The organism is Streptomyces sp. SolWspMP-5a-2 (genome assembly GCF_900091845.1).
In the GTDB taxonomy this organism is placed as follows: domain Bacteria; phylum Actinomycetota; class Actinomycetes; order Streptomycetales; family Streptomycetaceae; genus Streptomyces; species Streptomyces doudnae.
On record NZ_FMCI01000168.1, the window covers coordinates 60,250 to 81,872 of the forward strand.

A 21,623-nucleotide genomic window follows, 5' to 3' on the forward strand; every position below is an offset into this window, starting at 1 on the left:
GCCGTGATCACACGGTTCGGGGAACATCCGGCCTGGTCGGAAGGGGATCGCCGGTCCGACCGTACCGGCCGGCGCACGGAGGGGGAGGGCCGCACGCCGAGGGCTCGAAGGTCCGGCTCATGCACTCCACCACCGGTTCTGACGGTTCATAACGCTGATTCATCGGCCACGCCGCGGTCAAGCCGGACCCACCCGCAGGCAGCGACTTCAGTGAATTCCCTAAAGTGAGGCGCACCGGCGTGTGGGGATGCCTGTCGCCGGGCAGCCGTGTGGGAAATTACGCGATGCGCGAACCGAAAAATCCTGAGAGGTCGATGCGCCACTCGCTGCTAATGCACAGTCACCGTTCGACTACCCAACCGGATCCCCGATTATGCGGTCGGCGCGGCGCATCCGACTTCCTATTCTTCTTTTTTGACCTTTTCCTCTAGAAAGCACGGACGCGGAAAACGATGGACGAGATGATGACTGACGGGTCGGGCGGCCCGGAGCGTGCGCTGTGTCCCGCCGAGGCGCTGTACGTGGGCCAGCGGAGCAGAGCGGTGCTCTCCTGCGCCCTGCGCGGGAACATCGACACGCAGGCCCTGTCGGCCGCGTTCGACGCCATCACGGCCGCGCACCCGACGCTGCGCTCACGGATCGCGCCCGGCGGTCCGTCGGGGTACGTGCTGCGGCTGCTCACCGAGGAGGAGCGGCCCCGCCTGCTCACGCGCACCGGGGACCTCACGGACGCCTACGCGGCGGAGCTGAACGCCCCGCTGCCGGTCGGCGGCCCGCTGACCCGCGCGGTGCTGGTCAGCGGACCGGAAGGGGACGACCACCTGTTCGTCCTGGTGGTGGACCACACGATCACGGACGGACACAGCAGCATCACGCTGCACAACAGCATCTGGGACAGCTACCGGAACCTGGTGTCGGGGGGAGACCGGGCGGCGGACTCCACGCGGGAGGGCGAGGACACGGCGTGGCCCCGCCCCGTGAGCGAGTTGCTGCCGCACGCCGACGAGGCGGACACGGCCAAGTACCTCGAACAGCGCGTCGAGCGGGCGGCGGCCCGTCAGGTGAGCCTCGTCCCGTACGACGTACCGCGGCCGACGGCCGAACAGCCCGCTGCCGAAGGCCACATCGAGGCCCGCCGACTGGTGCTGAGCCTGGAGGAGACGGCCCTGCTCCGCCGGACGGCCCGCCGGGCGGGCGTCTCCGTGCACGGGCTGGTGAGCGCGGCGGTCGTGCGCGCGGCCGGCCTCCGCGTGCCCGGCGGCGACGACGCACCCCGCGTGTTGGGCTGCCTCTCCCCCGTGGACCTGCGGTCCCGGCTGACTCCGCCGCTGCCGGCCTCCGTCATGGTGGCCGCGGTGGCCACCCACCTGCAGACGGTGGAGATCTCCCCGGACACGGACGCGGACACGGACCCGCTGACGCTGGCGCGCACTCTGCACACCCGCCTCAAGGACGCGATCGACAACGGTGACCACGTGCAGGAGCTCCGGATCATGCCGGAGATCCCCCGTCACCCGACGCTCCAGCTGAGCACGGTGATCGTCACGAACATGGGCGTGGTCCCCGGCCCCCGCCTCCCCGACGACCTGCGCGCGACCGATGTCCGCCTCGTCCCGGCCCGCGAGAACTACTTCCCGCAGGCGGGCCGCAGCCCCGTGATGGCGTGCGTGGTCTCGTTCGAGGGCCGCCTGGCGGTCGAGTTCCCCCACTTCACGTCCTGCTTCAGCGCCTCGTTCATGGGGGCGTTCCGCGACGACGTCAGGGACAACCTGCTCGCCTTCACGGCGGACGCGGAACCGGAGACCGCGGCCGTGCCGACGAGCGGGGCCGGAGCGAGCTGACCCGCACCAGGCCGATCTGAAACCGCACCGGGCCGCATCCCGCTGCACCTCGCCACACCTGCCCCCGGCTTCCCTGAGGAGCTTCCGCGAAATGAACACCGCCATCGACAGCCCCACTCTGCCGGCGCTCCTCAGGCGTGCCCAGGCGGGTGACGAGCGCGCCATGAACAGCCTGCTCGCCGACATCGCCCCGTACGTCGCCCGCATCTGCCGGTCCATCACCCACGACGACGGGGCCGACGCCGCGCAGGAAGCGCTCCTGGCCATCTACCGCGGCCTGGGATCGCTGCGCGAACCGGAGGCGTTCTACGGCTGGGTGCGCTCGGTGACGGTGCGCGAGGCGGTACGCACCTCGAAGCGGCGCGGCGCGGAGACGGCGTGCACGCAGGTGGAGGTCGGCCGGACGACGAACCCCCTGGACGCCGTCCACATCACCGACGTCCTGGGCCGCCTGTCCGCCCCGCACCGCCAGATCCTCACCCTGCGCGTGTACGGCCTGAACGAGGAGGAGATGGCCGAGACCCTGTCGCTCCCGGTCGGCACGGTCCGCTCCCGCCTGCACCGGGCCCGGCGCCGCTTCCAGGAGGCGTGGCAGCCCTCGGCGGCGTGACGAGGCGGCGCGGGACGCCCCGGCTGCTCCGTGCGCGGGCCCCCGGCCGCCCGTGAGCGAGGGGCCGGTGCCGCGTCCCCGCTACCCGGTCGCCGTCAGGATGAGGATCGCCTGGTCGTCGTCCATGCTGCCGGGGCCGGTGAAGTCCTGGACCGCGCGGGTGAGGGACTCCAGGACCGCGTGGGCCTGGCCCCCGGCGCCCGTGAGGGCCCGGGTGAGGCGGTCGTCGCCGAACTGCTCGCCCGCCGGGTCGCGGGCCTCGGTGATGCCGTCGGTGTACAGGGCGAGGCTCTCGCCGGGGGCCAAGTGGAGGCGATAAGTGGCGAGTTCGGGGTGGGGCATGATGCCCAGCAGCGGTCCCTCGCTGACGATCGCACGGGCGCCGTCCGCGTCGATGTGCACCGGGAGGGTGTGACCGGCCCGCACGAGGTCGATGTCGAGCCCCGGCCCGGCGGGGCGGACGTGCCCGTGGACGAGGGTGACGAACCCGGTGCCGTGCTCGCCGGGGCGCCGGATCAGGGCCCGGTTGACGGCGTGGACGACGTCCTCGGGTCCTGGCAGCAGCGGGGCGACCGCGCGGGCGGTGTGCCGCACCAGCGCGGTGGTCGTCGCGGCGAGCGCCCCGCGGCCGCTGACGTCACCGAGCATGAACGCCCAACTGCCGTCGTCCAGCGGCCAGACGTCGTAGAAGTCGCCGCCGATCTCCAGCCCCTCGCCCGCCGGGTGGTAGTAGGTGGCGATCTCGGCGCCCGGCAGGTCGGGGAGGTCGGGCAGCAGCAGCCCGGCCTGGAGGTCGCGGGCGAGGGCGACGCGCTGCGTGTACTGGCGGGCGTTGCGGGTGGCGGAGGCGGCCCGGCGGGCGAGTTCCTCCGCGAGCGCGACGTCGTGGCCGTCGAGGACGTGGTCGCCCGTGCTGAGCAGGGTCAGGGTGGCGAGGGTCTGCCCGCGCTCGACCAGCGGCACGCAGACGTAGCCGGTGACCTTCAGGTCGTGCCACGGGCCGGGCCCGGTGGGCGTGCGGCGCGCGACCTCGCTCAGGCCGGTGCCCAGCACGCGGGCCACGGCGTCGTCGTCGGCGTCGTACACCGGGATGTGGGACGCGAGGAGAGCGCGCTCGGCGGCGGTGGGCGCGGCCGTGGCGACGCGCCGCACCCGGCCCTGCTCGACCACGTCGACGGCGCACAGCGGCGCCAGCGCGGGCACGCACAGGTCCGCCAGGGCTCTGAGGGTCTGCGTGGGGTCGAGGTCGGCGCCCAGCGCGGTGCTGGCCCGGAGCAGGAACGCGAGGTCGTCGCGGGCGGCCTTCTCGCGGGCCTCGGCGGCCAGCCTGGCCCGCTCGGCCCGGTGGCGTTCGATGGCCAAGCCCGCGGTACCGGCGAAGACGTCGGCGAGCGCGAGGTCCGCCTCGCCCGGCTCGCGCGGGGTGGTGTGGTACATCGCGAAGGTGCCGAGCAGCGTGCCATCGCGGCCCAGGATGGGGGTGGACCAGCAGGCGGCGAGGTCCGCGCGCCCGGCCAGCTCTCGGAAGTCGTCCCAGAACGGGTCGGTGGCGATGTCGGAGACGATCACCGGGCTGCGCCGGTGGGCGGCGGTCCCGCACGAGCCGACGCCCTCCCCGGCGGCGATGCCGTCGATGGCCTCGTTGTAGAAGGCGGGCAGGCTGGGGGCGGCGCCGTGCCGCAGCCTGCGGCCGTCCTCGTCGGCGAGCAGCACGGAGACCAGGACGCCGGGCGAGAGTTCCTCGATGGCCTGCGCCATGCCCTCCAGCGTCTCGTGCAGCGGCGCCTGGCGGGCGATCTGCTCCAGCAGCGCGCGGTGTTCGGCGGTCAGCCGCTGCGCGTAGATGGTCCGGGTGGTCTCCACCCCGACCATGCGGACGCCGTTGACGTTGCCGCCCTCGTCGCGCCGCGGCTCGTAGGTGAAGTCGAAGAACGCCTCCCGGGCGTCGGCCCCGGTGCCCAGCACGACCCGGGCGTCGCGGCCCGCGTAGGGGGTGCCGGTGCGGTAGACCCTGTCCAGCAGGGTGAGGAACCCCTGCTCGGCGAGTTCCGGCAGGAGTTGACCGATCGGCACCCCGGTCCGGGGTTCGCCGGCCCGGCCGACGGCCGCGAAGAACGCGGGGTTCGCCGCCTCCAGCAGATGGGCCGGGCCCGCCATGGACGCGAAGAGGGCGACCGACTCCCCGAAGAGTGCCCGCAGATCCGCCTCCGCGGGCAGGACCGGGTCCGTCGTCGGCACAGCCGTCACACCCGGCTGTCCTGGAACGCTGCTCATTCGATCCGTCCTCCGCCCTCGGCGGGCCTGTGTGTGTCAGCGGTCGGCGGGCCCGATCCGGCCCGCCCTGCGGCAAGGGCATCCGCCACGTCCGGATGCATCGTCATCACCTGGTCGAGTCCGGTCAGGGTGACCACGCGGGCCACGGAGCCGGGCAGGGCCGCGAGCCGTAGCGCGCCCCCGGCCTCGGAGACCCCCTGGTAGAGGCGGATCAGTCCGCCGATCCCGGAGGAGTCGCAGAACGTGAGCGCGGTGCCGTCCACGATCACCAACTCCGGCCGGTCCCCGAGCACCGCGTTCACGGCCTCGTGCAGCTGCGTCACGCTCTCGTAGTCCAGCTCGCCCCTGAGCCCGAGCACCGCCGCGCGCCCCAGGGTCCTGACATCCACCGTGAACACCTGCCGCCGCGCCTCCTGTACCCCCGCGCGTCCCGCGAGGTGACCATCGTAGAAAGCCGTACGGGCGGCGCGCCCACCTCCCCCTCCCCCGGCGCGTTCACGGGGTCCAGGTCCGTCCGGCGGCGGCCAGGGCGCCGAGCAGGGCGCGGCGGACGGGATCGGTCAGGTGTCCCGTCGAGGGCCACTCCACGATCTGCTCCGCGACGTTGCGCAGCTTGGTGTTGGAGCGCTGGGACACCTCGCGGAGCATGCCGAAACCCCGGGTGGGATCGATGTGCGCGAGCGCGACGAGCACGCCGATGGCCTGGTCGACCGCCGCGTGCGAGGCCACCGCCTCCCGAAGCTGCCTGATCTCCTCCGCCATCCGGGCCGCCTCCGCCGCGGCGCCCTCCTGGACGGACGGGGTCCGGCCGCAGCCCTCCGTCAGATCGTCGGGATCCTCTGCTGTCATACGCACATCCTGCCCTGACCCGACAGGAAAGTTGTCTCATGACAACAGTTGCAACTATCACAGTCGTTGATCACGACATCGGCGCCGGATCGTGCCGCGAATGACCGGCCCCCGGCGGTCACCGACCGGGCGGGGGTCGACCGGGCCGGGCGGTGGTGCGCCGGGGGCCGCGTTCCGGGCCGCGCCACGTGGGTACCCAGCGCCCCACGAGCGAGAAGGAGGTCGCGGTGGACACCAGCAACGGCACGGGCGCCGGACGGTCGCCGCAGGTCACGGGGGCACCCCGGGCCGCGGTCTTCGACGTGGACGGCACCCTCGTCGACACGAACCATCTGCACGCGGTGACCTGGTGGGAGGCGTTCCGCCAGGCCGGTCACCACGTGACGACGCACGAGGTCCACCGGGCGGTCGGCCTCGGCTCTGACGATCTCGTGGCGCGACTGCTGGGCGAGGAACAGGCCGCGCGGGAGGCGGAGTCGATCAGCGCCGCCCACGCGGTCCTCTACGGCCAGTACGTCGCACGCCTCGCCGCCTTCCGCGGGGTGGGCTCCCTGCTCCGGACCCTGGCCGACCAGGGCTGGCGGATCGTCCTCGCCACCTCCGCCGGAGGGGCCGAACTGTCCGCGCTGCGCGCCGCGATCGACGCGGACGACGTCATCGGGGCGACGGCCGGCGGGGACGACGTCGAGCGGGGAAAGCCCGCCCCCGACCCGGTGGCCCTGGCGCTCGACCTGGTCGGCGCGGCTCCGGAGCGGTCGGTGTTCGTCGGCGACACGGTCTGGGACATGCGGGCGGGCTCGCGGGCGGGCGTGCGGTGCGTGGCGCTGCTCTGCGGCGGCATCCCGCGGCAGGACCTGGAGAGCGCGGGCGCCGACGCCGTGTACGACGACCCCGCGCACCTGCTGGCCGAGCTGAAGGGCAGCCCCTTCGACGACCGGGAGTGACGACAGTTGGACGCCGTCGACCGGAGCCCGGTGCCGCACGGCCGCGGCTCCGGACCGCGCGACGGCAGCCGGCGGACCCACGACGACAGGAGCACGCCATGACCGGGACCGGCAGGCCGAGTTCGGCGGCGACACGGGGGCCGAGTCCGGCTGGTTCAGCGCGCTGGCCGGGGCGCCGCTGCTGTCGATGGACGGCGAACGGGCGGCCCGCCGCATCGTGGACGCCGTCCTCCGGCGCAGGGCCCGTCTCGTCCTCACCCCCGCGGCCAGGGCGGCGCAGCTCGGGCACGGGGTGGCGCCGGGTCTCACGACCCGCCTCTCGGCGCTGGCGGCGCGGGCCCTGCCCGAACCCGGCGGCGACGGCACCGTGCGCCAGGGCCACGAGGCCGGAAAGCCCGCCCACCCCCTCGCGCGCCGCCTGCGCGACTGGGGCAGCGCCCTGAACGACCGGGCCGCGGCACGGTCGAACCAGACCCGGCCGGGGCCGCGGACGAGCTCCTGAGAGGACACCGGCACCGGCGGAATCCGGGGACGCGTTCACCTCTCCGGGGCCTGTGGCGGGGCCCTGGACCCGATGCCGATGCCGCGCGGGCCGACAAGCAGCCGCCGCGGGGGCCGGCGGGCCGCGGAGCGCGGCGCGGAGGAGCGTGGCGCCGAGGAGCGTGGCGGCCGGCCGCGGACGGGCCGGGCCGACGTCCCGCGCCGGGTCCCGGACGTCCTGCCGCCGCCCGCGGACGAGGACCCGCCCGACATGAACGCGCCGAAAAGGTGTCGATCGTCCGATAAAGGTCACCCGGGGGATCCGGAGAAGACCCCGGACCGCCCGGTCGGCCGTCCCGGCCGAGGACGCCCCAGGAGGACGCCGATGACGACTTCCCGCCTCGCACGACGTCTGCTCAGACCACCCGGCGTCTACGCGCCCCAGCTCGACACCCGGCTGCTGCTCGGCGCCCTGCGCCAGGAACACCTCGTCGGGGGCGCGGAACTCCTCGACGTCGGCACGGGCACCGGAGCGCTCGCCCTCTCGGCCGCCCGGCGCGGCGCCCGGGTCACCGCGCTGGACGTCTCGCACCGGGCCGTGCTGACCGCCCGGCTCAACGCCCGCAGGTCGCGGCTGCGCGTGCGCGTCCTGCACGGCGACATGGCGTCGCTGGCCGACCTGACCTGGGACCTGGTGGTCAGCAACCCGCCCTACGTCCCCTCCCCCCGCGCCCGGGTCCCCGCCCGGGGCCCGGCGCGCGCCTGGGACGCGGGCCCCGACGGGCGGGCCGTGCTGGACACGGTGTGCGACGGCGCCGCCGACGCACTGCGGCCCGGCGGTGTGCTCCTGCTCGTGCACTCCGCGCTGTGCGGGACGGACGCGACGCTGCGCAAGCTGGAGGGCTCGGGACTGCGCGCCGCGGTGCACCGACGGGCCGTCGCGCCCTACGGGCCCGTCCTGCGCTCCCGGCTCCCCTGGCTGCGCGAGAACGGGCTGGTCACCGACGAGCAGCCCGGTGAGGAACTGGTGGTGATCCGTGCCGTACGAGTCTGAGGAACGCGACGGCGACGCCCGGCGCGTCTGGATCGACGAGGACGGACCGGTCCTCGTCCAGGGACCGGTGGAGGTCGTCCTGCCGGACGGCCGCACCGCCCGCTCGGACCGCTTCACGGTCGCCCTGTGCGTCTGCCGCCGCAGCCGCGCCTACCCGTGGTGCGACACCAGCCACCGTCTGGTGCCCCGCACCGGTCAGGGGACCGGGACCGGCCCGCCGCAACGGAAGGGAACCCCCGATGCCGATCACGGCACCTGAGTACGCCGAGCCGCGCCGGACCGCGCCCGCGCTGCCCGCCCCGCGCGGCGAGATCTCCGCACGGCTGCTGACCGCGCTGCGCTCCGGCCGGGCGCCGGACCCGGTCGGCGCGGCGGCGGACGCCGACGGCCTCGGCGACGACCTCCACCTCGCCCTCTACGTCCTGTACGAGCTGCACTACCAGGGGTTCGAGGCGCTGCCCGAGCAACTGGAGTGGGACCCGGCGCTGCTCGCCCTGCGCCACACGCTGGAGGAGCGCTTCCTGGCCGCCCTGCGGGCCGGGGTCCCCGGCGTCCCGGACGTGCGGGCCGCGCTCATGGGCCTGCTGGTCGAGCCCACCGGCCACGACCCGACGAGCGTCACCCATTTCCTGCAGAAGCAGGGCGAGCCCTGGCACCTGCGCGAATACGCGGCGCTGCGCTCGCTCTACCACCTCAAGGAGGCCGACCCGCACTGCTGGGTGCTGCCCCGGCTGCACGGCCGCGCCAAGGCGGGCATGGTCGCCGTCCTGTACGACGAGTTCGGCGCCGGCCGCGCGGAACAGGTGCACGCGCGGCTCTTCGCGGACCTCATGGCCGACCTCGGTCTGGAGACGGAGTACGGCCGCTACGTCGACGCCGCCCCCGGCGAGATGCTGGCCGTCGTCAACCTGATGTCGCTGTGCGGACTGCGGCGCGCGCTGCGCGGGGCGTCGGTCGGCCACTTCGCGGCCGTCGAGGTCACCTCCTCCCCCGGGTCCCGGCGCCTGGCGAAGGCCCTGCGGCGCACCGGCGCGGGGGCGGCGGCCGTGCGCTTCTACGAGGAGCACGTCGAGGCGGACGCCGTCCACGAACAGGTGGTGCGGCGCGAGGTCATCGGCGGGCTGCTCGACCAGGAGCCGCGGCTGGAGGAGGACGTCGTCTTCGGCATCGAGGCGATGGTCCTCCTGGAGGACCGCCTCGGCGCGACCCTGCTGAGCCGGTGGCACCACCACCGCAGCGCCCTGCGCACCCCGTCCGCCTGACGGTCCGGATCACGTCCGCCTGACGGTCCGGATCACGTCCGCCTGACGGTCCGGACCCGGTCCGCCTGATGGTCCGGGGTCCGCCGTGTCCCTTCCCTGTCCGGTGCTGTCCGCGTCGGCGGCGGGCTCAGCGGGGAAGCAGGCCGCGCAGGACGTCGCCGGTGTACTGCACCTCCTCCATCAGCCGGTTGGCCTCCACGACCAGCACCCCGTAGGGGCGGGTGGGATCGGCCAGGGGCAGCCTGCGCAGGGCCGCCTCCTCGGCGACCTCGGCCAGCCGCAGCCTGGCGGTGGCGGCGAGTCCGGCCAGGCGGTCCGTGTGCGCGGGCAGGGTGGACTCGTCCAGGACGGCGAGTTCGCGGGCGCTCTCCGACACCGCTTCGAGGAAGGCGGCGTACCGGTCGAGGAAACGTCGGTAGGAGTAGTCGTTCTCGGCCTCCCGCCACTGGTCGAGACTCCGTGCCAGGGAGGCGAACTGGTGGAGGGTCCGCTCCAGGGCGTCCAGCACCGACGCGTACCCCTGAAAACCCCCGTGCCCCCGGTTGCGCCGCAGGAGGCGCCGGGGGTTGAACGGCACGCTCTCGCGCGCGATGTCCAGGTCGGCCCTGGCCTGCGCCACGAACCCGCCGCTCCAGGACGAACGCTCCCGCCAGCGGCCGGTGTCCTCGGCTTCGAGCACCCCGTCCCGCAGGGCCGGGTACATGTCGGAGGTCAGCTCGTACAGGGTGCGCGCCAGGACGCGTACGCCGTGCTCGGCGCTGCGGTAGCGCAGGGGCGGTGCGACGGCCAGGTTGACGGCGGTGCCGATCGCGCAGCCGATGAGCACCAGCAGCACGATCTGCCCCAACTGCGCGACCCGGTCGGCGTGATCGGCCGCGGCGACGTAGGTGGAGAAGGCGAAGAACGCCGCGGTGGCGACCTGCGGGCCCTGGTCGCCGAGCAGGCCGGTCCGGCCGATCACCAGCGCGACCACCGCGACGATCGCGAAGGTGAGCACGTCGGGTCCGGCGAGGAAGCCGAGCGCGGCCTGCACGGCCACCCCCAGCGTGACGGCCACCAGGTAGCGCAGGGACTGCACGAGGGACCGGTAGACGGTCACGTACATCGTCGTCACCGCCGAGAACGGGGCGAACGCCGGTGACCGGGCGTCAAGGAGCACATGGGCGACCGTCCAGGCGAGGGTCGCGGCCAGCGCGGCCTTGCCGGTCCAGAGCAGGGTCAGCCGCTCGGTGCCCTCGTGGCGCAGGGCCCGCAGCCACCACGCGCGTGCCCGCGCCCAGCGCCCCGGCGTGCCCGCTCCGGTCTCGCCCCTCGCCACCCGCCGACCCGCCTCCCACGACGCCCGTCCGTCCCCGCGCCACCAGGAGCGCGGCCCGTCCGTGCGACGGGCACCCGGCCGCCTCGGGACGCACCGGGTGGTGACCAGGTATCCCCGGCGCGGCCCGGCCACACACCGGGCCGGACGGGTTCCCGGCCCGACCCGCCGCCGACCGCGGACGGCGCCCCGGCCGCGCGGGTCACCCGTTCGGCCCTGCTCCGGACCGGCGGGACGGCCTCGCGGGGAGAGCACGGGCCGCGGGCCCCGCGCACGTCTGCCCGCCCGCCGGGGGCGCGCGGTTGCCGGTCGGGCCCCGGGGTACCCAGCCGCTCCGACGTCGCGCACTCACGTGGCGGGCGCCTCCCCGGTGCCCGACGGTGTGAGCAATCGACTTCATCGTCCAGGAGACGGAGCACCCGTCACCCGCGGCAGCCCGTGCCGGGGGTCGGAGGCAAGGCCGTGGACGGACCCGGAGACTGGAGGCCGCACATGGTCACGCCCCTGCCGCACGTCCTGCGCGCACTGCTCGCCCGCCACGCGGAGGCGTGCGCCCGCAGACTCGAAGGGGACACGACGGCGAGCCGCCGGGCCCTCGACGACGCGGGCTACACCCTCTGCGTCACCACCGGAACGCGCTCCGTCGAGGAGGCGCTGGCCCGAGCGGACGTCCTGCTGGCCGCGGCACGCGGCAGACACTCCGAGGGGCCGTCGCCGGCGCTCACGTCCCCCGCGGCGGGCGGAGGCCGTCCAGCAGGATGTCCAGGAGCCGGTCGGCCGTGACCGCGTGGCCGGACTGGTGCGCGACGGTGAAGAGGCCGATCAGAGCGGCCGCGATCTCCTCGGGGGTGACATCGGGCCGGAGGTCTCCGGCCGTGCGGCCCGCGTCGAGGATCGCGGAGATCGCGTCGAGCAGCGCGTCCCTCGTGTGCGCGTGGCCGACCGCGCCCGACTCGATCAGCGTCGGCAGGGTGTCGAGCATGCCGTTCTTCGTCGCGATCCAGTGGCCGAAGAGGTCCATCCAGCGCCGCATCGCGACGGCCGGGGTCTCGTCGGCGAGCAGGTCGCGGGCGCCGTTCGTGAGGCGGTCGACCTGGTCGCGGTAGACGGCCTCCACGAGGGAGTCCCGCGTCGGGAAGTGCCGGTAGAGCGTCCCGATGCCCACACCGGCCTCGCGGGCGATGGCGCGCAGGGACGTCTCGGCGCCGGGCTCCGCGAGCACGCGGGTGGCGACCTCCAGGAGCTGCTCGCGGTTGCGGGCGGCGTCGGCGCGAGGCTTCGGACTGGTCAAACGGAACACGCTCCGGTTACGCTGGACGGCATAACCGGAGCATAGTCCGCTTACGGGCGCTCCACCACCACGAGGAAGCGAGCGAGACGATGCAGCAGCACGACGACACCCTCCGGGACGGCACGAGCAGGGCCGTCCTCCTCGACGCGTTCGGCGGCCCGGAGGTGCTGGCCCTCAAGGAGGTGCCCGAGCCCCGGGCGGGCGACGGCCAGATCCGCGTCCGCGTCTCGGCGGCCGGGCTGAACCCCATGGACTGGTTCATGACCTCCGACGCCGAGACCGCCGCGCGGTTCGGTCTCGGCCTGCCCTGCGGGTTCGGCACCGACTACGCCGGGGTCGTGGACCAGGTCGGCGACGGCGTGAGCGGCTACGCCGTCGGCGACCGCGTGTTCGGCGCGGCCCTGTCCCGGGCGGTCGCCGACCACGTCGTCCTGGACGCGAACGGCGACATCACCACCGGCGTCGCCCACCCCACCCCGGACGGCGTCGACGACCGCACCGCCGCCACCCTCGCGATCGCGGGCAGCACCGCGGCCGCCGCGCTCGACGTCCTGCGCCTGGGCCCGGACGACACGGTGCTGATCGGCGGCGCGGGCGGCGGGGTCGGGGTGTTCGCGGTCCAGCTCGCGCGGATCGCGGGCGCGCGCGTCATCGGGACAGGATCGCCGTCGTCGGCGGAGCACCTGCGCGGTCTCGGCGCCGAGCCGGTCGCGTACGGCGCGGGCCTGGCCGACCGGGTCCGCGGCCTCGGCGCGGGGACCGTCACCGCCGCCCTGGACCTGTACGGCACGGACACGGTGCACATCGCGCGCGAGCTGGGAGTTCCGGACGACCGCGTCTGCACCATCGCGGGCCAGGTCGACGGCGTCCCCGCCGCGACCGGGGCCAACGCCGCGCCCGACGCCCTCACGGAGATCGCGCGCCTGGTCGCGACGGACCGGCTGCGGGTGCCCGTCGCGGCGGTCTACCCCGTCGAGGAGATCCGCGCGGCCGTCGAACTCCAGGCGGCCCGGCACGTCCGCGGCAAGGTCGTCATCGACCTCCACCCGGGGTCGTGACGACACCGGGCGGAGACGGGGAGGGGCGGGGGCGGCACGCGGACGCTCACGACGCGTACTCGTCCGAGATCTCGGTCGCGTAGGTCTTCCAGAGCGGGCGCATCGTCTCGGCGTTGACCGGGCGGCCGGAATCGATCATGGCCTTGAAGTCGCGGAAGTACTGCACGTACAGGTCCGGTGTGAACGTGTTCAGCATGACCGCGTTCTCGTCGCCGATGTTGGCGAACGTGTGCGGCGCCCCGGTCGGCACGATGACCCAGGTGCCCGGCCCGGCGTCGTAGTGGTCCTCGCCGACGGTGAACCGGAACGTCCCCGCCAGCACGTAGAAGCCCTCGTCGTGCTGGGCGTGCCGGTGCTGCAACGGGCTCGGGGTGCCCGGCGGGATCGTCACCTCGGCGAACCCCAGCCGGTGCTCGGTGTGGTCGCCGTTCTCCAGGATGCGGATCCGCTGCGCCCCGCTGCCGAGGATCTCGCCCTCACCGGGGCGGACGATGTTGACCTTCGCCACGACTTCTCCTAGTGCGCTCTGCTGCCTTGGTCACCCCCATCCTCGTTCCGGCCGGCCGCGCGGGTCCTGGCAGTCCGTGCACGGTTGCTGGTCGTCAGCGCACGGGCGTTGTAGCCGTACGTCGCCTTGAACAGCTTGCTGAAGTGGGTGGGGTCGGAGAATCCCCACCGGGCCGCGACGGCGGTGACCGTGCGTCCGGTCCCGGTCAGTTCGGCCCGGCAGCGCTCCAGGCGGCGACGGCGGATCAGGGCCGCGACGGTGAGCGGCTGGTCCTCGAACAGCTTGTGCAGCCGCCGGACGGACATGTTGTGGGCGGCGGCGATGCCGGGCGGGGAGAGACCGGGGTTGGCCAGCCGGGTCTCGATGTAACCGACGATCCGGCTCCGCAACCACGCGTCAGGGGCGGCCTGTTCGTCGCCGAGCCGGGACTCCAGCGCGACCGCGATCAGTTCGACGACCGCCGCCGCCGACCGCAGCGCCTCCGCCTCGCGGAACGCGGACGCCGACCGCGCCGACTCCCGGGCCAGCACGGAGACGAGCGCGCCCGGCCCGTGGCTGCCGTCGATCCGGGCGCCGACGAGACGGTCGAGCTGCGCGGGCCTGATGCGCAGCTCTCGGCGCGGCACCAGGACGGTGACGTGCGTGGACGCGGTGCTCTCGAACCGGAGCGTCCGTGTGGGGTCGAGCAGCACCAGGTCGCCCGGCCCGAGGTCGGCGACGCCGCGCCCCTGCTCGATCCGGGTGCGGCCCCGCGTCATCACCTTGATCGCCAGGTTGTCGCCGTCGGTGGCGTCGCGTTCCCGTCCGACGCAGGCGCTCTCGGGTGTGTCGAGGGAGACCAGCCGCAGCGGCCCGAGGTCATGGGTGGCGATCCCGGCCCGGAAGCCGGGTCCGGCCAGCTTGTTGGCCAGCGGCGGGAACCCGCTGGCGGCAAGCTCGTCCTGGAACGACTCAAGATTGCCGATCACCGGTCAAGGGTAACGGCGGCACCTCTTCACTCCGGCACGGGAATAGGAACGGGCACGGGCACGGGCGGGCACGAACAGGACACTCCAGGTGCGTACTTGGGCACGGGCCCCGGGCGGGGTACACCTCAACACCGTTCCGCGGCAGCCCTGTTGTGACCGGCCGGGTCTCACCCGTCCTCCGCCTGCGGTGCCGTGTCCGGTCGGTGACGTGCCAGGTCGTCGAAGCGGGTGATGGTGGCCGAGACGTCGTCCGGTACCCGCCTGCGCTGCGCCGTTCCGGCCTCGGGGGTGCCGATGTCCAGGACGCCGAGCAGGCGTTCGGAGCCGCGCAGGCCCAGGAACCGCCCCACCCCCGGGCTGGTGGCGAGCTGGCCCGTGCGCCAGATGCTGCCGTATTCCCTGGCGTGCAGGAGCAGCATCAGGGCGTGCGCCACGCAGCTCGCGGCGGCCAGTTGCTCCCACTCCGGGATGCGCTGCCCGCGGGGGGCGAAGACCAGCGCGGCGGAGAGCGGCGCCCGTTGGTACTTGTCCCTGAGCGCCTCGGTCGCCGCGGCGTCGGCTCCGCTCTCCTCGGCTATGCGCAGGCCGAGTTCGGCGCGTTCGCCGCTGCGCAGCAGGATCCAGCGCCAGGGCCTGAGCCTGCCGTGGTCGGGGGCGAGGCTCGCGCCGCGCAGGAGGTAGGCGAACTCCTCGTCGTCGGGGGCGGGAGCGCGCAGGGTGTGCTCGCTGCGGCGGGTGAGCACGGCGGTCATGACGTCCATGGGGTGCTGCCTTTCTCTGGCCGGGTCCGGGTCCGTCGCGGGCCCGGCGGTCGCCGGGCCGCGGTCGGTGCGTAGTGGACGAGTTCGAGCAGGAGTTCCGCCGGTTCCGGCAGGTACATGAAGGCCACGGTCATGCCGGGCCGCGCCCCCCGGCAGGGGGCGGCGTCGAGCGCGAGGAGCCCGCGGTCGCGCAGGACGCGGGTCTCCTGGGCGAGGTCGTCGACGGTCAGGGCGAGGTGGTAGAGGCCGGGGCCCTGCTCGGCGAGGCGTCCGTCGACGGCGGAGCCGGGACCGGCCGGGGAGACCAGCTCGATCTCGGTGCCCCCGGGGTCGCCCGGCAGGCCCCAGAACTCGCAGGCGACCAGGTAGCCGTCGGCGACGCCCCGGTCGGTCCTGGTCAGGCCGAGCGCGGCGAGCTGGGCACCGGCCGCGCGGGGGTCGGCGGTGGCGAGTCCGACGTGGTCGATGCCGAGGATCATGGCGGGGCTCCTGGTCGGCTCGCGCCGGTCATCCGGCGGGGGTGGCCCGGGTCTCGAGACGGCGGTCGATCTCGGCGGCGAGTTCGCCGACCGTCCGGATCGTCAGGTAGTGGCGCAGGTCGAGCCGGACGCCGTAGGCCTGTTCGACGGTGGCGAGCAGGCGGACGGCGACCAGGCTGCCCCAGCGGCCGAGCCCGGTGAACGGGGAGTCGGCGGTGATCTCGTCGGCCGGGTGCCGGGTGACGCGGGCGACGAGGCCGGGCAGGGTGGTCATCGCGTCAGACATGGTCGAGTGCCTCCTTGGGCGTGAGCGCGATCCAGTCGGGGGTGAGGGGGCCGAGCGCGTCGAGGCGGGCCCGGTAGGGGGCGTCGTCCCCGTGCGCGCGGGCGAGACCGGCCTCGGGGTAGAGGCGGGCGGCGGGGCCGTTGCGTCCGGTGGGGGTGAAGTCCGCCTCGACGAAGGTGGCCCCGGCGGCCCTGGCCAGGTCGGTGACGTGCTGGAGGACGGCGCGTTCGACGCCGCGGGAGAGCACCCGGCAGCTCAGGACCATGTTCCGCACCCGCCAGCTCTCGGGTCCGCGGTCGGCCCAGACCCCGCCGACGACGCCCTCGGCGCCGAAGCGGTCGGTGACCTCCACGGTGAGCACCGCGTGGTCGGGCGAGTCGGCCATCCGGCGGGTGACGGCCTCCCCGTGCGCCGTGCCGGTCATGTTGAACTGGTTCGTGCGGGAGGCGAGTTGGACGAGCCGGGGCAGGGTGAACGGGTCGACGGGACGTATGTGGACGCGGATGCCGAGGCCGGTGAGGTACTCCTCGGCGGAGCTGTGCGCGGCGCCGAAGCGGTGCCGGTCGCGCCGTCTGCGGTAGAGCGCGGTGCGTTCGGTGTCGGTGGCGGTCGTGCCCAACTGGGCCCATCTGGCCGGGTCGAGGACCTTCGAGGAGTGGCCCGCGGGGTCGCCGTCCAGGTGGACGACGTCGACCTGGGGCAGCGCGCCGCCGACCAGGCCGCACTCGAAGGCGCTGTCGTCGGCGAACGCGAACGCGTCCAGGCCCAGGGCGAGTTCCTCGGCGAGGGCGGCGATCCTGGTGTCCTTGGGCTGCCAGTCGGCGAGGACGGCGACGAAGTCGTCGGGCCGCAGCACCATGTCCGGGTGGCCGGAGAGGACCTCGTCGACCGGACCGGCGTCGTTCTTGCTGCACACGGCGAGCAGCACGCCCTGGCGGCGCAGGGCGAGGGCGCGGCGCTGGAGGTCGGTGTAGCAGTCGCCCGGGTACAGGGTGCCGAGTTCGATGCCGGTCGGGCCGTCGTCGCCGACGACGCCGCCCCACAGGGTGTTGTCGAGGTCGAGCACCAGCACCTTGCGGCCGAGGCCGGTGACGGCGCGGGCGAACGCGGACGCCTCGCGGGCGTAGGCGAGTTCGGTGTGCGGGGTCCACGCCATCCGGCCGTACCGGTAGCGCCGTTCGTCGCGGACCGGGCCCGGGGTGTCGGCGAGGACGGCCTCCAGGTCGGCGGTGTACAGGCCGTCGTGCTCCTCGCCCGCCCGCAGCAGCAGGGTGTTGGTCTCGCGCCAGATCCGGCCGAGGGCGGCCCGGGAGCGGTGGCCGATCACGGTGTCCCGGTCGGGGCGGGGCAGCGGGACGGTGTGCAGCAGGACGGCGGAGCCGGTGCGCGCGGCGAAGGCGGCGGCCGCGTCGACGGTGGCCGCGGCCCGTTCCAGCAGGATGGCGCGGACCCCGTCCAGGTCCGTGGGGTCCCAGTCGGTGGGCAGGAGCGCGGTGGAGTCCTGGAGGCAGAGCGTGATGTCGGGCCGGAAGGCGGTCAGTTCCGAGGCGGGGTCGGTGAGTTGGTCGCCCAGGCGGTCGTAGGGGCACAGGTGGATCTCGGGGTCGAGGCCCGCGGCGAGCAGCCCGGTCCGCAGCAGCGGCTCCACGCCGTCGGCGGTGAAGGTGGCGGCGACGGCGATCCGCAGGGGCGTGGTCCGGCGCGGGGTGCCGCGGCGGACGCGGTCCGCGGTGACGTCGGCCAGCAGCAGTCCGGCCTCGCAGAGCAGCAACGGGTCGTCGCAGCGGGCGAGTTCGTCGCCGAGCCCGGGGTCGGTGGCGGCCGGGTCGGCGAGCAGGGCGTCGACGCGGGCGAGGAGGGCGTCGGCGCCGGTGCCGGTCATGAGGGGCCGGGCGACCAGTGCGGCCGCTCGGTGATCTCGACGACGGCGCAGGCGTAGGTGAAGCCCATGCCGATGCCGCACAGGGCGATCCGGTCGCCGGGCTCCGCCTCACCGGTCTCCATGAGGTGGGTGAGGCCGGCGATCTGGTCGGCGGCGCCGATGTGGCCGACCCGGCGGCCCCACTCCCAGGTGGTCTTCTCGTCGGTGATCCCGAAGGTCTCGCGGAACGGGACGTCGTCCAGGGTGCGGCCGACGTTGGTCAGGACCCAGCGGTCGATGTCGGCCGCGTCGAGACCGGCGTCGGCGAGGGCGGCGGTGACGCTCTCGCGCTGCCGTTCGGTGAGCGACTGGACGATCTCCAGCAGGAGTTCGCCGTTCTCGGCGAGGTAGTCGTCGCGCCGGGCGCGCAGGTCGACCGGTTCGTCGGCGGAACTCTCCTGCGCGAAGGGGCTGTTGCCGAGGTAGACGGCTCCGTAGGTGCCGTCGCTGATCACGGCCGTGGAGAGCAGGCGGGCCACGCCGCCGGCGCGGGAGAGCACCAGGCCGGTGCCGCCGTCGCCGAAGACGACGCCCTTGTCGGAGCGGTAGCGGTCGAATCCCGGCAGGGCGAAGACGTCGCTGGTGGTGAGCAGCGCGGCGGCGGGTTCCGGCAGGTTGGCGAGGTAGGCGGCGGCGATCTCGACGGCGGCGAGTCCGCCGTTGGAGTACTGCTTGACCTCGACGGCGGCGGCGCTGCCGCCGACGGTGCGGCCCTGGACGTAGGAGGCCGGGGCGAAGTGGTCGAGGCCCTGGTGGTTGCAGCTGGAGTGGACGACGAGGCGGATGTCGTCGGGGGCGGCCGTGGCGCGGTCCATCACCAGGCCGCCCGCCCGCACGGCGAGTTCGACGGCGGGACCGTCGTCGGCGACGCTGATGGACAGGAAGCCGTCCGCGGCGGCCTCGTCGGCGTCGTAGCGGCCCTCCGCCACGGCGTCCTCGGTCCGCTCGCCGCGGCCGAGCACGGCCGCGCAGGCATTGACATAGATTCCGTTCCACCGCATACGAGGCGGTCTCCCTCCGGGTTGGTCGCCGATGTCGTTGTCGCCGCCCTGGTCGCGGGCGGTCAGCGCACGGTCTGTCCGGCCTCCTCGGCGAGGGCCGCGCCGGTGCCGGCGGGCGGGCCGCCCAGCGGGCAGCCGCAGGCGCGGGGCCCGGCCTCGGGGCCGTCCGGCCGGGGCGCCAGGTCGAAGACGTCCGCGACGAAGGTGCGCCGCTCCTCGCCGAGGTCGCGTTGCATGTCGGCGGCGGCCAGCGCCCTGTTGTCCTCGTCGAGGTCCTGCGACAGCTTGAAGCGGCCGGTCACCTCCTGGATGTCGACCTCGAACCCGACGACGTGGCCCAGGAGTTGGTCGATGCGTTCGTCGTCGGGCCGCAGCCGGTAGGAGCCGGGCCCGGGTTCCGCCTGCTCGCACAGGCCGTTGAAGACCCGCATCAGCTCGTCCCGGCCGGAGAAGAGGCGGGCGTGTCCGCGGACGTGGACGGACATGGAGTTCCAGGTGGGCAGCTTGTCCGTCGTCAGCACGTCGGGCGAGAGGTAGGAGTTGGGGCCGTGGAAGACGACGGTCACCGGGCGGTCGCGCAACAGCTCGACCTGGGGGTTGGAGCGGTCGAGGTGGCCGATCAGGGTGCCGTGCTCGCCGCCGCGGTCGCGTTCCACCACCAGCGGGACGTGGGTGACCAGGACCCGGGCGTCCCGGTCGGCGGAGATGACGGTGGCGAAGTTGAACCGCTCCATCACGGCCCTGACCCGTTCCAGGTCCTTCTCGACGTAGTGGTCCGGCGGGTAGGGGCCGCCGGACGGCAGGTCCTCGGGGCGCCGGGCGCGGAGGTCGTCGATGATCCGCTGGGACCTGAAGGGCAGCAGCGAGAGCAGGGTGTCGCCGATGCCGTACGCGCCCTCCGCGTACCCCTGGACGTAGAACCCGGCGGTGAGGGGCGCTTCGGCGTCGACCCGGCAGTCGGCGGAGACGAGCAGCGCGCCGGATTCGTCGCGCCGCAGCAGCGGGTCGAGCCCGGCGAAGACGGCGGGGTCGAGTGCGCGGGTGTACCCGGTGGCGAGGACCACGCCGTCGCAGCGGACCGTCCGGTCGGGGCCGCCGGTCCGGTCGCGCACGAGCACGTCGAGCCGGGGGCCGTCCTCGGTGATGCGGGTGACGTCGCAGCCGCGGTGGACCAGCAGGCGGGGTGCGCCGCGGACCTCGTCGGCGTAGGTGATGTCGTACAGCGTGTCGAGGTAACCGGCTTCCACGGCACCGTAGTTGGTGTTGCGCAGCTCGGTCCTGAGCAGGGCGCGGCGGTGGGGTTCGTCGGCGTAGAAGGCGTCGGCGTTGTGCCGGTAGAACTGCTCGTTGACGAAGGGGTTGTTGTCGGTGGCGCGCAAGGCGTACCCGGGGACGAAGAGGTGGACCGTCGCGTCCGGGTAGTGGGTGAGCATGTGGGCGGCGATCTCGGCGGCGCTCTGGCCGTCGCCCACCACGCCGAGGTCGAGCGCGGCGTCGTGGTCGGGGAACCGGCGGGGGAAGGCGGGCAGGAACCGGGACGAGTGGATGACCGACGGGGTGTCGCAGATCCGGTCGGGGGTGCCGCGGCGCGGGGTGCCGCCGCCCGCGTGGACGACGTTGCGGGCGTAGAGGGAGTACGGCGTGCCGGTGGCGGTGTCGCGCACCCGGACGTGCAGCAGGTCGAGGGCCGTCGATCCCGGTCCGCTCACGGGAGTGACGGAGACGACCTCGGACCGGTAGCGGACGACGTCGGCGAAGTGGCCGGCGACCCAGGTCAGGTAGTCCTGGTACTCCAGGCGGGTCGGCCGGGTCACCCCGATGTTGATGAACTTCTCCAGCCTGCCCTTGGCCTTCAGGTAGGAGAGGAAGGTGTAGGGGCTGGCCAGGTTCCGCAGGGAGACCAGGTCCTTGAGGTAGGAGATCTGCATCCGGGCGCCTTCGAGGAGCATGCCCGGGTGCCAGTGGACGCCGGCGTTGCGTTCGAGGAAGAGGCGGTCGGCCGCGGGGTCGAGTTCCTCGGCGGCGATGGCGAGGGCCAGGTTGGAGGGCCCGAAGCCGATGCCGATGAGGTCGAGGGGGTCGGCCGGGTCGGTTCCCCGGCGAGGTGCGGGACCGGCCTCGCCGGACGGTAGCCCTTGGGCACGGGGGGTCACAGCTCCACCCTTCTTTGGCATGGTCACAGCACTCCTGTGGTCCGGGTCTCGGTGAACGCCGCGAGGGCCGCAACGGTGGGGTCCTCGAAGAACCTCTGGGGCGGGATCTCGACACCCGTCTCGTCCCGGATGCGGGCGACGAGCCGGGTGGCGAGCAGGGAGTGGCCGCCGAGGGCGAAGAAGTTGTCGTGCACGCCGACGGAGTCCAGGTGGAGGACGTCCTGCCAGAGCGCGGCGAGGGTCTCCTCGGCCGGGGTGCGCGGCGGGGTCCTGTCGTGCCGGGCGGGTCCGTCGGGGCGGGGCAGGGCGGCCCGGTCGACCTTGCCGTTGGGGGTGCGGGGCAGGGCGTCGAGGACGACGAGGGCGGACGGGACCATGTAGCCGGGGAGCCTGGAGCGCAGGTGCTGTTCGACGGCGGGGACGAACTCGGCCTGGTCGCGGGCGGATTCGGGGGCGGGGACGAGGTGGGCGACCAGGGTGGGGCCGGCGGGGCCGGTCTCGTCGACGGTCACCACCGCGTCGCCGACCAGGCCGGAGCCGTCCAGGACGCGTTCGATCTCCCCCAGCT

At 74.3% G+C, this 21,623-nt stretch carries 23 protein-coding genes; 9 read left to right on the forward strand and 14 right to left on the reverse strand.

What is annotated here, in order from left to right; translation table 11 throughout:
• Positions 1–464: 464 nt before the first annotated feature.
• Both GA0115242_RS17620 and GA0115242_RS17625 read left to right on the forward strand, forming a co-directional pair.
• Positions 465–1,841: a phthiocerol/phthiodiolone dimycocerosyl transferase family protein gene (locus tag GA0115242_RS17620; protein ID WP_093829561.1), complete on the forward strand. Its 1,377-nt coding sequence runs from the start codon at positions 465–467 to the stop codon at positions 1,839–1,841.
• Between the two features lie 91 nt (positions 1,842–1,932).
• Positions 1,933–2,451, forward strand: coding sequence for an RNA polymerase sigma factor (locus GA0115242_RS17625; protein ID WP_093829503.1), 519 nt, complete (start codon positions 1,933–1,935; stop codon positions 2,449–2,451).
• Between the two features lie 81 nt (positions 2,452–2,532).
• On the opposite strand, the gene GA0115242_RS42315 is transcribed toward GA0115242_RS17625, so the two are convergent.
• The 3 genes from GA0115242_RS42315 to GA0115242_RS17640 form a co-directional block, all read right to left on the reverse strand.
• Entirely contained in the window at positions 2,533–4,725 is a 2,193-nt protein-coding gene (locus GA0115242_RS42315) for a GAF domain-containing SpoIIE family protein phosphatase (RefSeq protein ID WP_093829505.1), read from the reverse strand.
• Positions 4,722–5,114, reverse strand: coding sequence for an STAS domain-containing protein (locus tag GA0115242_RS17635; protein WP_161353185.1), 393 nt, complete (start codon positions 5,112–5,114; stop codon positions 4,722–4,724). Before GA0115242_RS17635 ends, GA0115242_RS42315 begins: the two co-directional genes overlap by 4 nt.
• 106 nt (positions 5,115–5,220) lie before the next feature.
• Complete coding sequence (locus GA0115242_RS17640) at positions 5,221–5,574, reverse strand: ANTAR domain-containing protein (RefSeq protein WP_093829509.1); 354 nt, start codon at positions 5,572–5,574, stop codon at positions 5,221–5,223.
• A gap of 227 nt (positions 5,575–5,801) precedes the next feature.
• Here GA0115242_RS17640 and GA0115242_RS17645 point away from each other — a divergent pair, with 227 nt between their 5' ends.
• The 5 genes from GA0115242_RS17645 to GA0115242_RS17665 all read left to right on the forward strand — a co-directional run bounded on the left by GA0115242_RS17645 (position 5,802) and on the right by GA0115242_RS17665 (position 9,314).
• Positions 5,802–6,518, forward strand: a complete 717-nt coding sequence (locus tag GA0115242_RS17645; protein ID WP_093829511.1) for an HAD family hydrolase — start codon at positions 5,802–5,804, stop codon at positions 6,516–6,518.
• 187 nt (positions 6,519–6,705) lie between these two features.
• Positions 6,706–7,020, forward strand: a complete 315-nt coding sequence (locus tag GA0115242_RS17650) for a hypothetical protein (protein WP_176729840.1) — start codon at positions 6,706–6,708, stop codon at positions 7,018–7,020.
• Positions 7,021–7,383: 363 nt separating this feature from the next.
• Positions 7,384–8,052: a HemK2/MTQ2 family protein methyltransferase gene (locus GA0115242_RS17655; protein WP_093829513.1), complete on the forward strand. Its 669-nt coding sequence runs from the start codon at positions 7,384–7,386 to the stop codon at positions 8,050–8,052.
• Positions 8,036–8,311 (forward strand): CDGSH iron-sulfur domain-containing protein, encoded by a 276-nt coding sequence (locus GA0115242_RS17660; protein WP_176729841.1) that lies wholly within the window; start codon positions 8,036–8,038, stop codon positions 8,309–8,311. The genes GA0115242_RS17655 and GA0115242_RS17660 overlap by 17 nt, the downstream gene beginning before the upstream one ends.
• Positions 8,292–9,314: an iron-containing redox enzyme family protein gene (locus GA0115242_RS17665; protein ID WP_093829515.1), complete on the forward strand. Its 1,023-nt coding sequence runs from the start codon at positions 8,292–8,294 to the stop codon at positions 9,312–9,314. The genes GA0115242_RS17660 and GA0115242_RS17665 overlap by 20 nt, the downstream gene beginning before the upstream one ends.
• A 127-nt stretch (positions 9,315–9,441) precedes the next feature.
• On the opposite strand, the gene GA0115242_RS17670 is transcribed toward GA0115242_RS17665, so the two are convergent.
• Positions 9,442–10,632: an FUSC family protein gene (locus GA0115242_RS17670; RefSeq protein WP_093829517.1), complete on the reverse strand. Its 1,191-nt coding sequence runs from the start codon at positions 10,630–10,632 to the stop codon at positions 9,442–9,444.
• A 489-nt stretch (positions 10,633–11,121) separates the two neighbouring features.
• Here GA0115242_RS17670 and GA0115242_RS17675 point away from each other — a divergent pair, with 489 nt between their 5' ends.
• Entirely contained in the window at positions 11,122–11,412 is a 291-nt protein-coding gene (locus GA0115242_RS17675; RefSeq protein WP_093829519.1) for a DUF5133 domain-containing protein, read from the forward strand.
• Here GA0115242_RS17675 and GA0115242_RS17680 read toward each other — a convergent pair.
• Entirely contained in the window at positions 11,351–11,920 is a 570-nt protein-coding gene (locus GA0115242_RS17680) for a TetR/AcrR family transcriptional regulator (RefSeq protein WP_093829521.1), read from the reverse strand. The two genes, GA0115242_RS17675 and GA0115242_RS17680, sit on opposite strands and share 62 nt — an antisense overlap.
• An 89-nt stretch (positions 11,921–12,009) precedes the next feature.
• Here GA0115242_RS17680 and GA0115242_RS17685 point away from each other — a divergent pair, with 89 nt between their 5' ends.
• On the forward strand, positions 12,010–12,978 hold the full coding sequence (locus GA0115242_RS17685) for an NADP-dependent oxidoreductase (RefSeq protein WP_093829523.1): 969 nt from the start codon (positions 12,010–12,012) through the stop codon (positions 12,976–12,978).
• 46 nt (positions 12,979–13,024) lie between these two features.
• Here GA0115242_RS17685 and GA0115242_RS17690 read toward each other — a convergent pair whose 3' ends face one another.
• The 9 genes from GA0115242_RS17690 to GA0115242_RS17730 all read right to left on the reverse strand — a co-directional run.
• Complete coding sequence (locus tag GA0115242_RS17690; protein ID WP_093829525.1) at positions 13,025–13,486, reverse strand: cupin domain-containing protein; 462 nt, start codon at positions 13,484–13,486, stop codon at positions 13,025–13,027.
• A gap of 8 nt (positions 13,487–13,494) precedes the next feature.
• Complete coding sequence (locus tag GA0115242_RS17695; protein ID WP_093829527.1) at positions 13,495–14,454, reverse strand: helix-turn-helix domain-containing protein; 960 nt, start codon at positions 14,452–14,454, stop codon at positions 13,495–13,497.
• A 167-nt stretch (positions 14,455–14,621) separates the two neighbouring features.
• Positions 14,622–15,215: a nitroreductase family protein gene (locus GA0115242_RS17700; RefSeq protein ID WP_093829529.1), complete on the reverse strand. Its 594-nt coding sequence runs from the start codon at positions 15,213–15,215 to the stop codon at positions 14,622–14,624.
• Positions 15,203–15,694, reverse strand: a complete 492-nt coding sequence (locus GA0115242_RS17705) for a VOC family protein (protein ID WP_093829531.1) — start codon at positions 15,692–15,694, stop codon at positions 15,203–15,205. Before GA0115242_RS17705 ends, GA0115242_RS17700 begins: the two co-directional genes overlap by 13 nt.
• A gap of 28 nt (positions 15,695–15,722) precedes the next feature.
• Positions 15,723–15,980 (reverse strand): acyl carrier protein, encoded by a 258-nt coding sequence (locus GA0115242_RS17710; protein ID WP_093829533.1) that lies wholly within the window; start codon positions 15,978–15,980, stop codon positions 15,723–15,725.
• Entirely contained in the window at positions 15,973–17,862 is a 1,890-nt protein-coding gene (locus tag GA0115242_RS17715; protein WP_093829535.1) for an HAD-IIIC family phosphatase, read from the reverse strand. Before GA0115242_RS17715 ends, GA0115242_RS17710 begins: the two co-directional genes overlap by 8 nt.
• On the reverse strand, positions 17,859–18,902 hold the full coding sequence (locus tag GA0115242_RS17720; protein ID WP_093829537.1) for a ketoacyl-ACP synthase III family protein: 1,044 nt from the start codon (positions 18,900–18,902) through the stop codon (positions 17,859–17,861). The genes GA0115242_RS17715 and GA0115242_RS17720 overlap by 4 nt, the downstream gene beginning before the upstream one ends.
• A 62-nt stretch (positions 18,903–18,964) precedes the next feature.
• Positions 18,965–21,055, reverse strand: coding sequence for a SidA/IucD/PvdA family monooxygenase (locus GA0115242_RS17725; protein ID WP_161353187.1), 2,091 nt, complete (start codon positions 21,053–21,055; stop codon positions 18,965–18,967).
• A gap of 23 nt (positions 21,056–21,078) precedes the next feature.
• Positions 21,079–21,623, reverse strand: a 545-nt coding sequence (locus GA0115242_RS17730) for a phosphopantetheine-binding protein (protein WP_202555450.1), incomplete at its 5' end; no start/stop codon positions are given.

Bases quoted from the DNA above. Each gene is read 5' to 3' on its own strand.
- GA0115242_RS17640 (WP_093829509.1), bottom strand. From the start codon at position 5,574: ATGACAGCAGAGGATCCCGACGATCTGACGGAGGGCTGCGGCCGGACC.
- GA0115242_RS17700 (WP_093829529.1), bottom strand. From the start codon at position 15,215: ATGGACGTCATGACCGCCGTGCTCACCCGCCGCAGCGAGCACACCCTG.
- GA0115242_RS17710 (WP_093829533.1), bottom strand. From the start codon at position 15,980: ATGTCTGACGCGATGACCACCCTGCCCGGCCTCGTCGCCCGCGTCACC.
- GA0115242_RS42315 (WP_093829505.1), bottom strand. From the start codon at position 4,725: ATGAGCAGCGTTCCAGGACAGCCGGGTGTGACGGCTGTGCCGACGACG.
- GA0115242_RS17655 (WP_093829513.1), top strand. From the start codon at position 7,384: ATGACGACTTCCCGCCTCGCACGACGTCTGCTCAGACCACCCGGCGTC.
- GA0115242_RS17625 (WP_093829503.1), top strand. From the start codon at position 1,933: ATGAACACCGCCATCGACAGCCCCACTCTGCCGGCGCTCCTCAGGCGT.
- GA0115242_RS17665 (WP_093829515.1), top strand. From the start codon at position 8,292: ATGCCGATCACGGCACCTGAGTACGCCGAGCCGCGCCGGACCGCGCCC.
- GA0115242_RS17720 (WP_093829537.1), bottom strand. From the start codon at position 18,902: ATGCGGTGGAACGGAATCTATGTCAATGCCTGCGCGGCCGTGCTCGGC.
- GA0115242_RS17685 (WP_093829523.1), top strand. From the start codon at position 12,010: ATGCAGCAGCACGACGACACCCTCCGGGACGGCACGAGCAGGGCCGTC.
- GA0115242_RS17650 (WP_176729840.1), top strand. From the start codon at position 6,706: ATGGACGGCGAACGGGCGGCCCGCCGCATCGTGGACGCCGTCCTCCGG.
- GA0115242_RS17675 (WP_093829519.1), top strand. From the start codon at position 11,122: ATGGTCACGCCCCTGCCGCACGTCCTGCGCGCACTGCTCGCCCGCCAC.
- GA0115242_RS17715 (WP_093829535.1), bottom strand. From the start codon at position 17,862: ATGACCGGCACCGGCGCCGACGCCCTCCTCGCCCGCGTCGACGCCCTG.
- GA0115242_RS17705 (WP_093829531.1), bottom strand. From the start codon at position 15,694: ATGATCCTCGGCATCGACCACGTCGGACTCGCCACCGCCGACCCCCGC.
- GA0115242_RS17620 (WP_093829561.1), top strand. From the start codon at position 465: ATGACTGACGGGTCGGGCGGCCCGGAGCGTGCGCTGTGTCCCGCCGAG.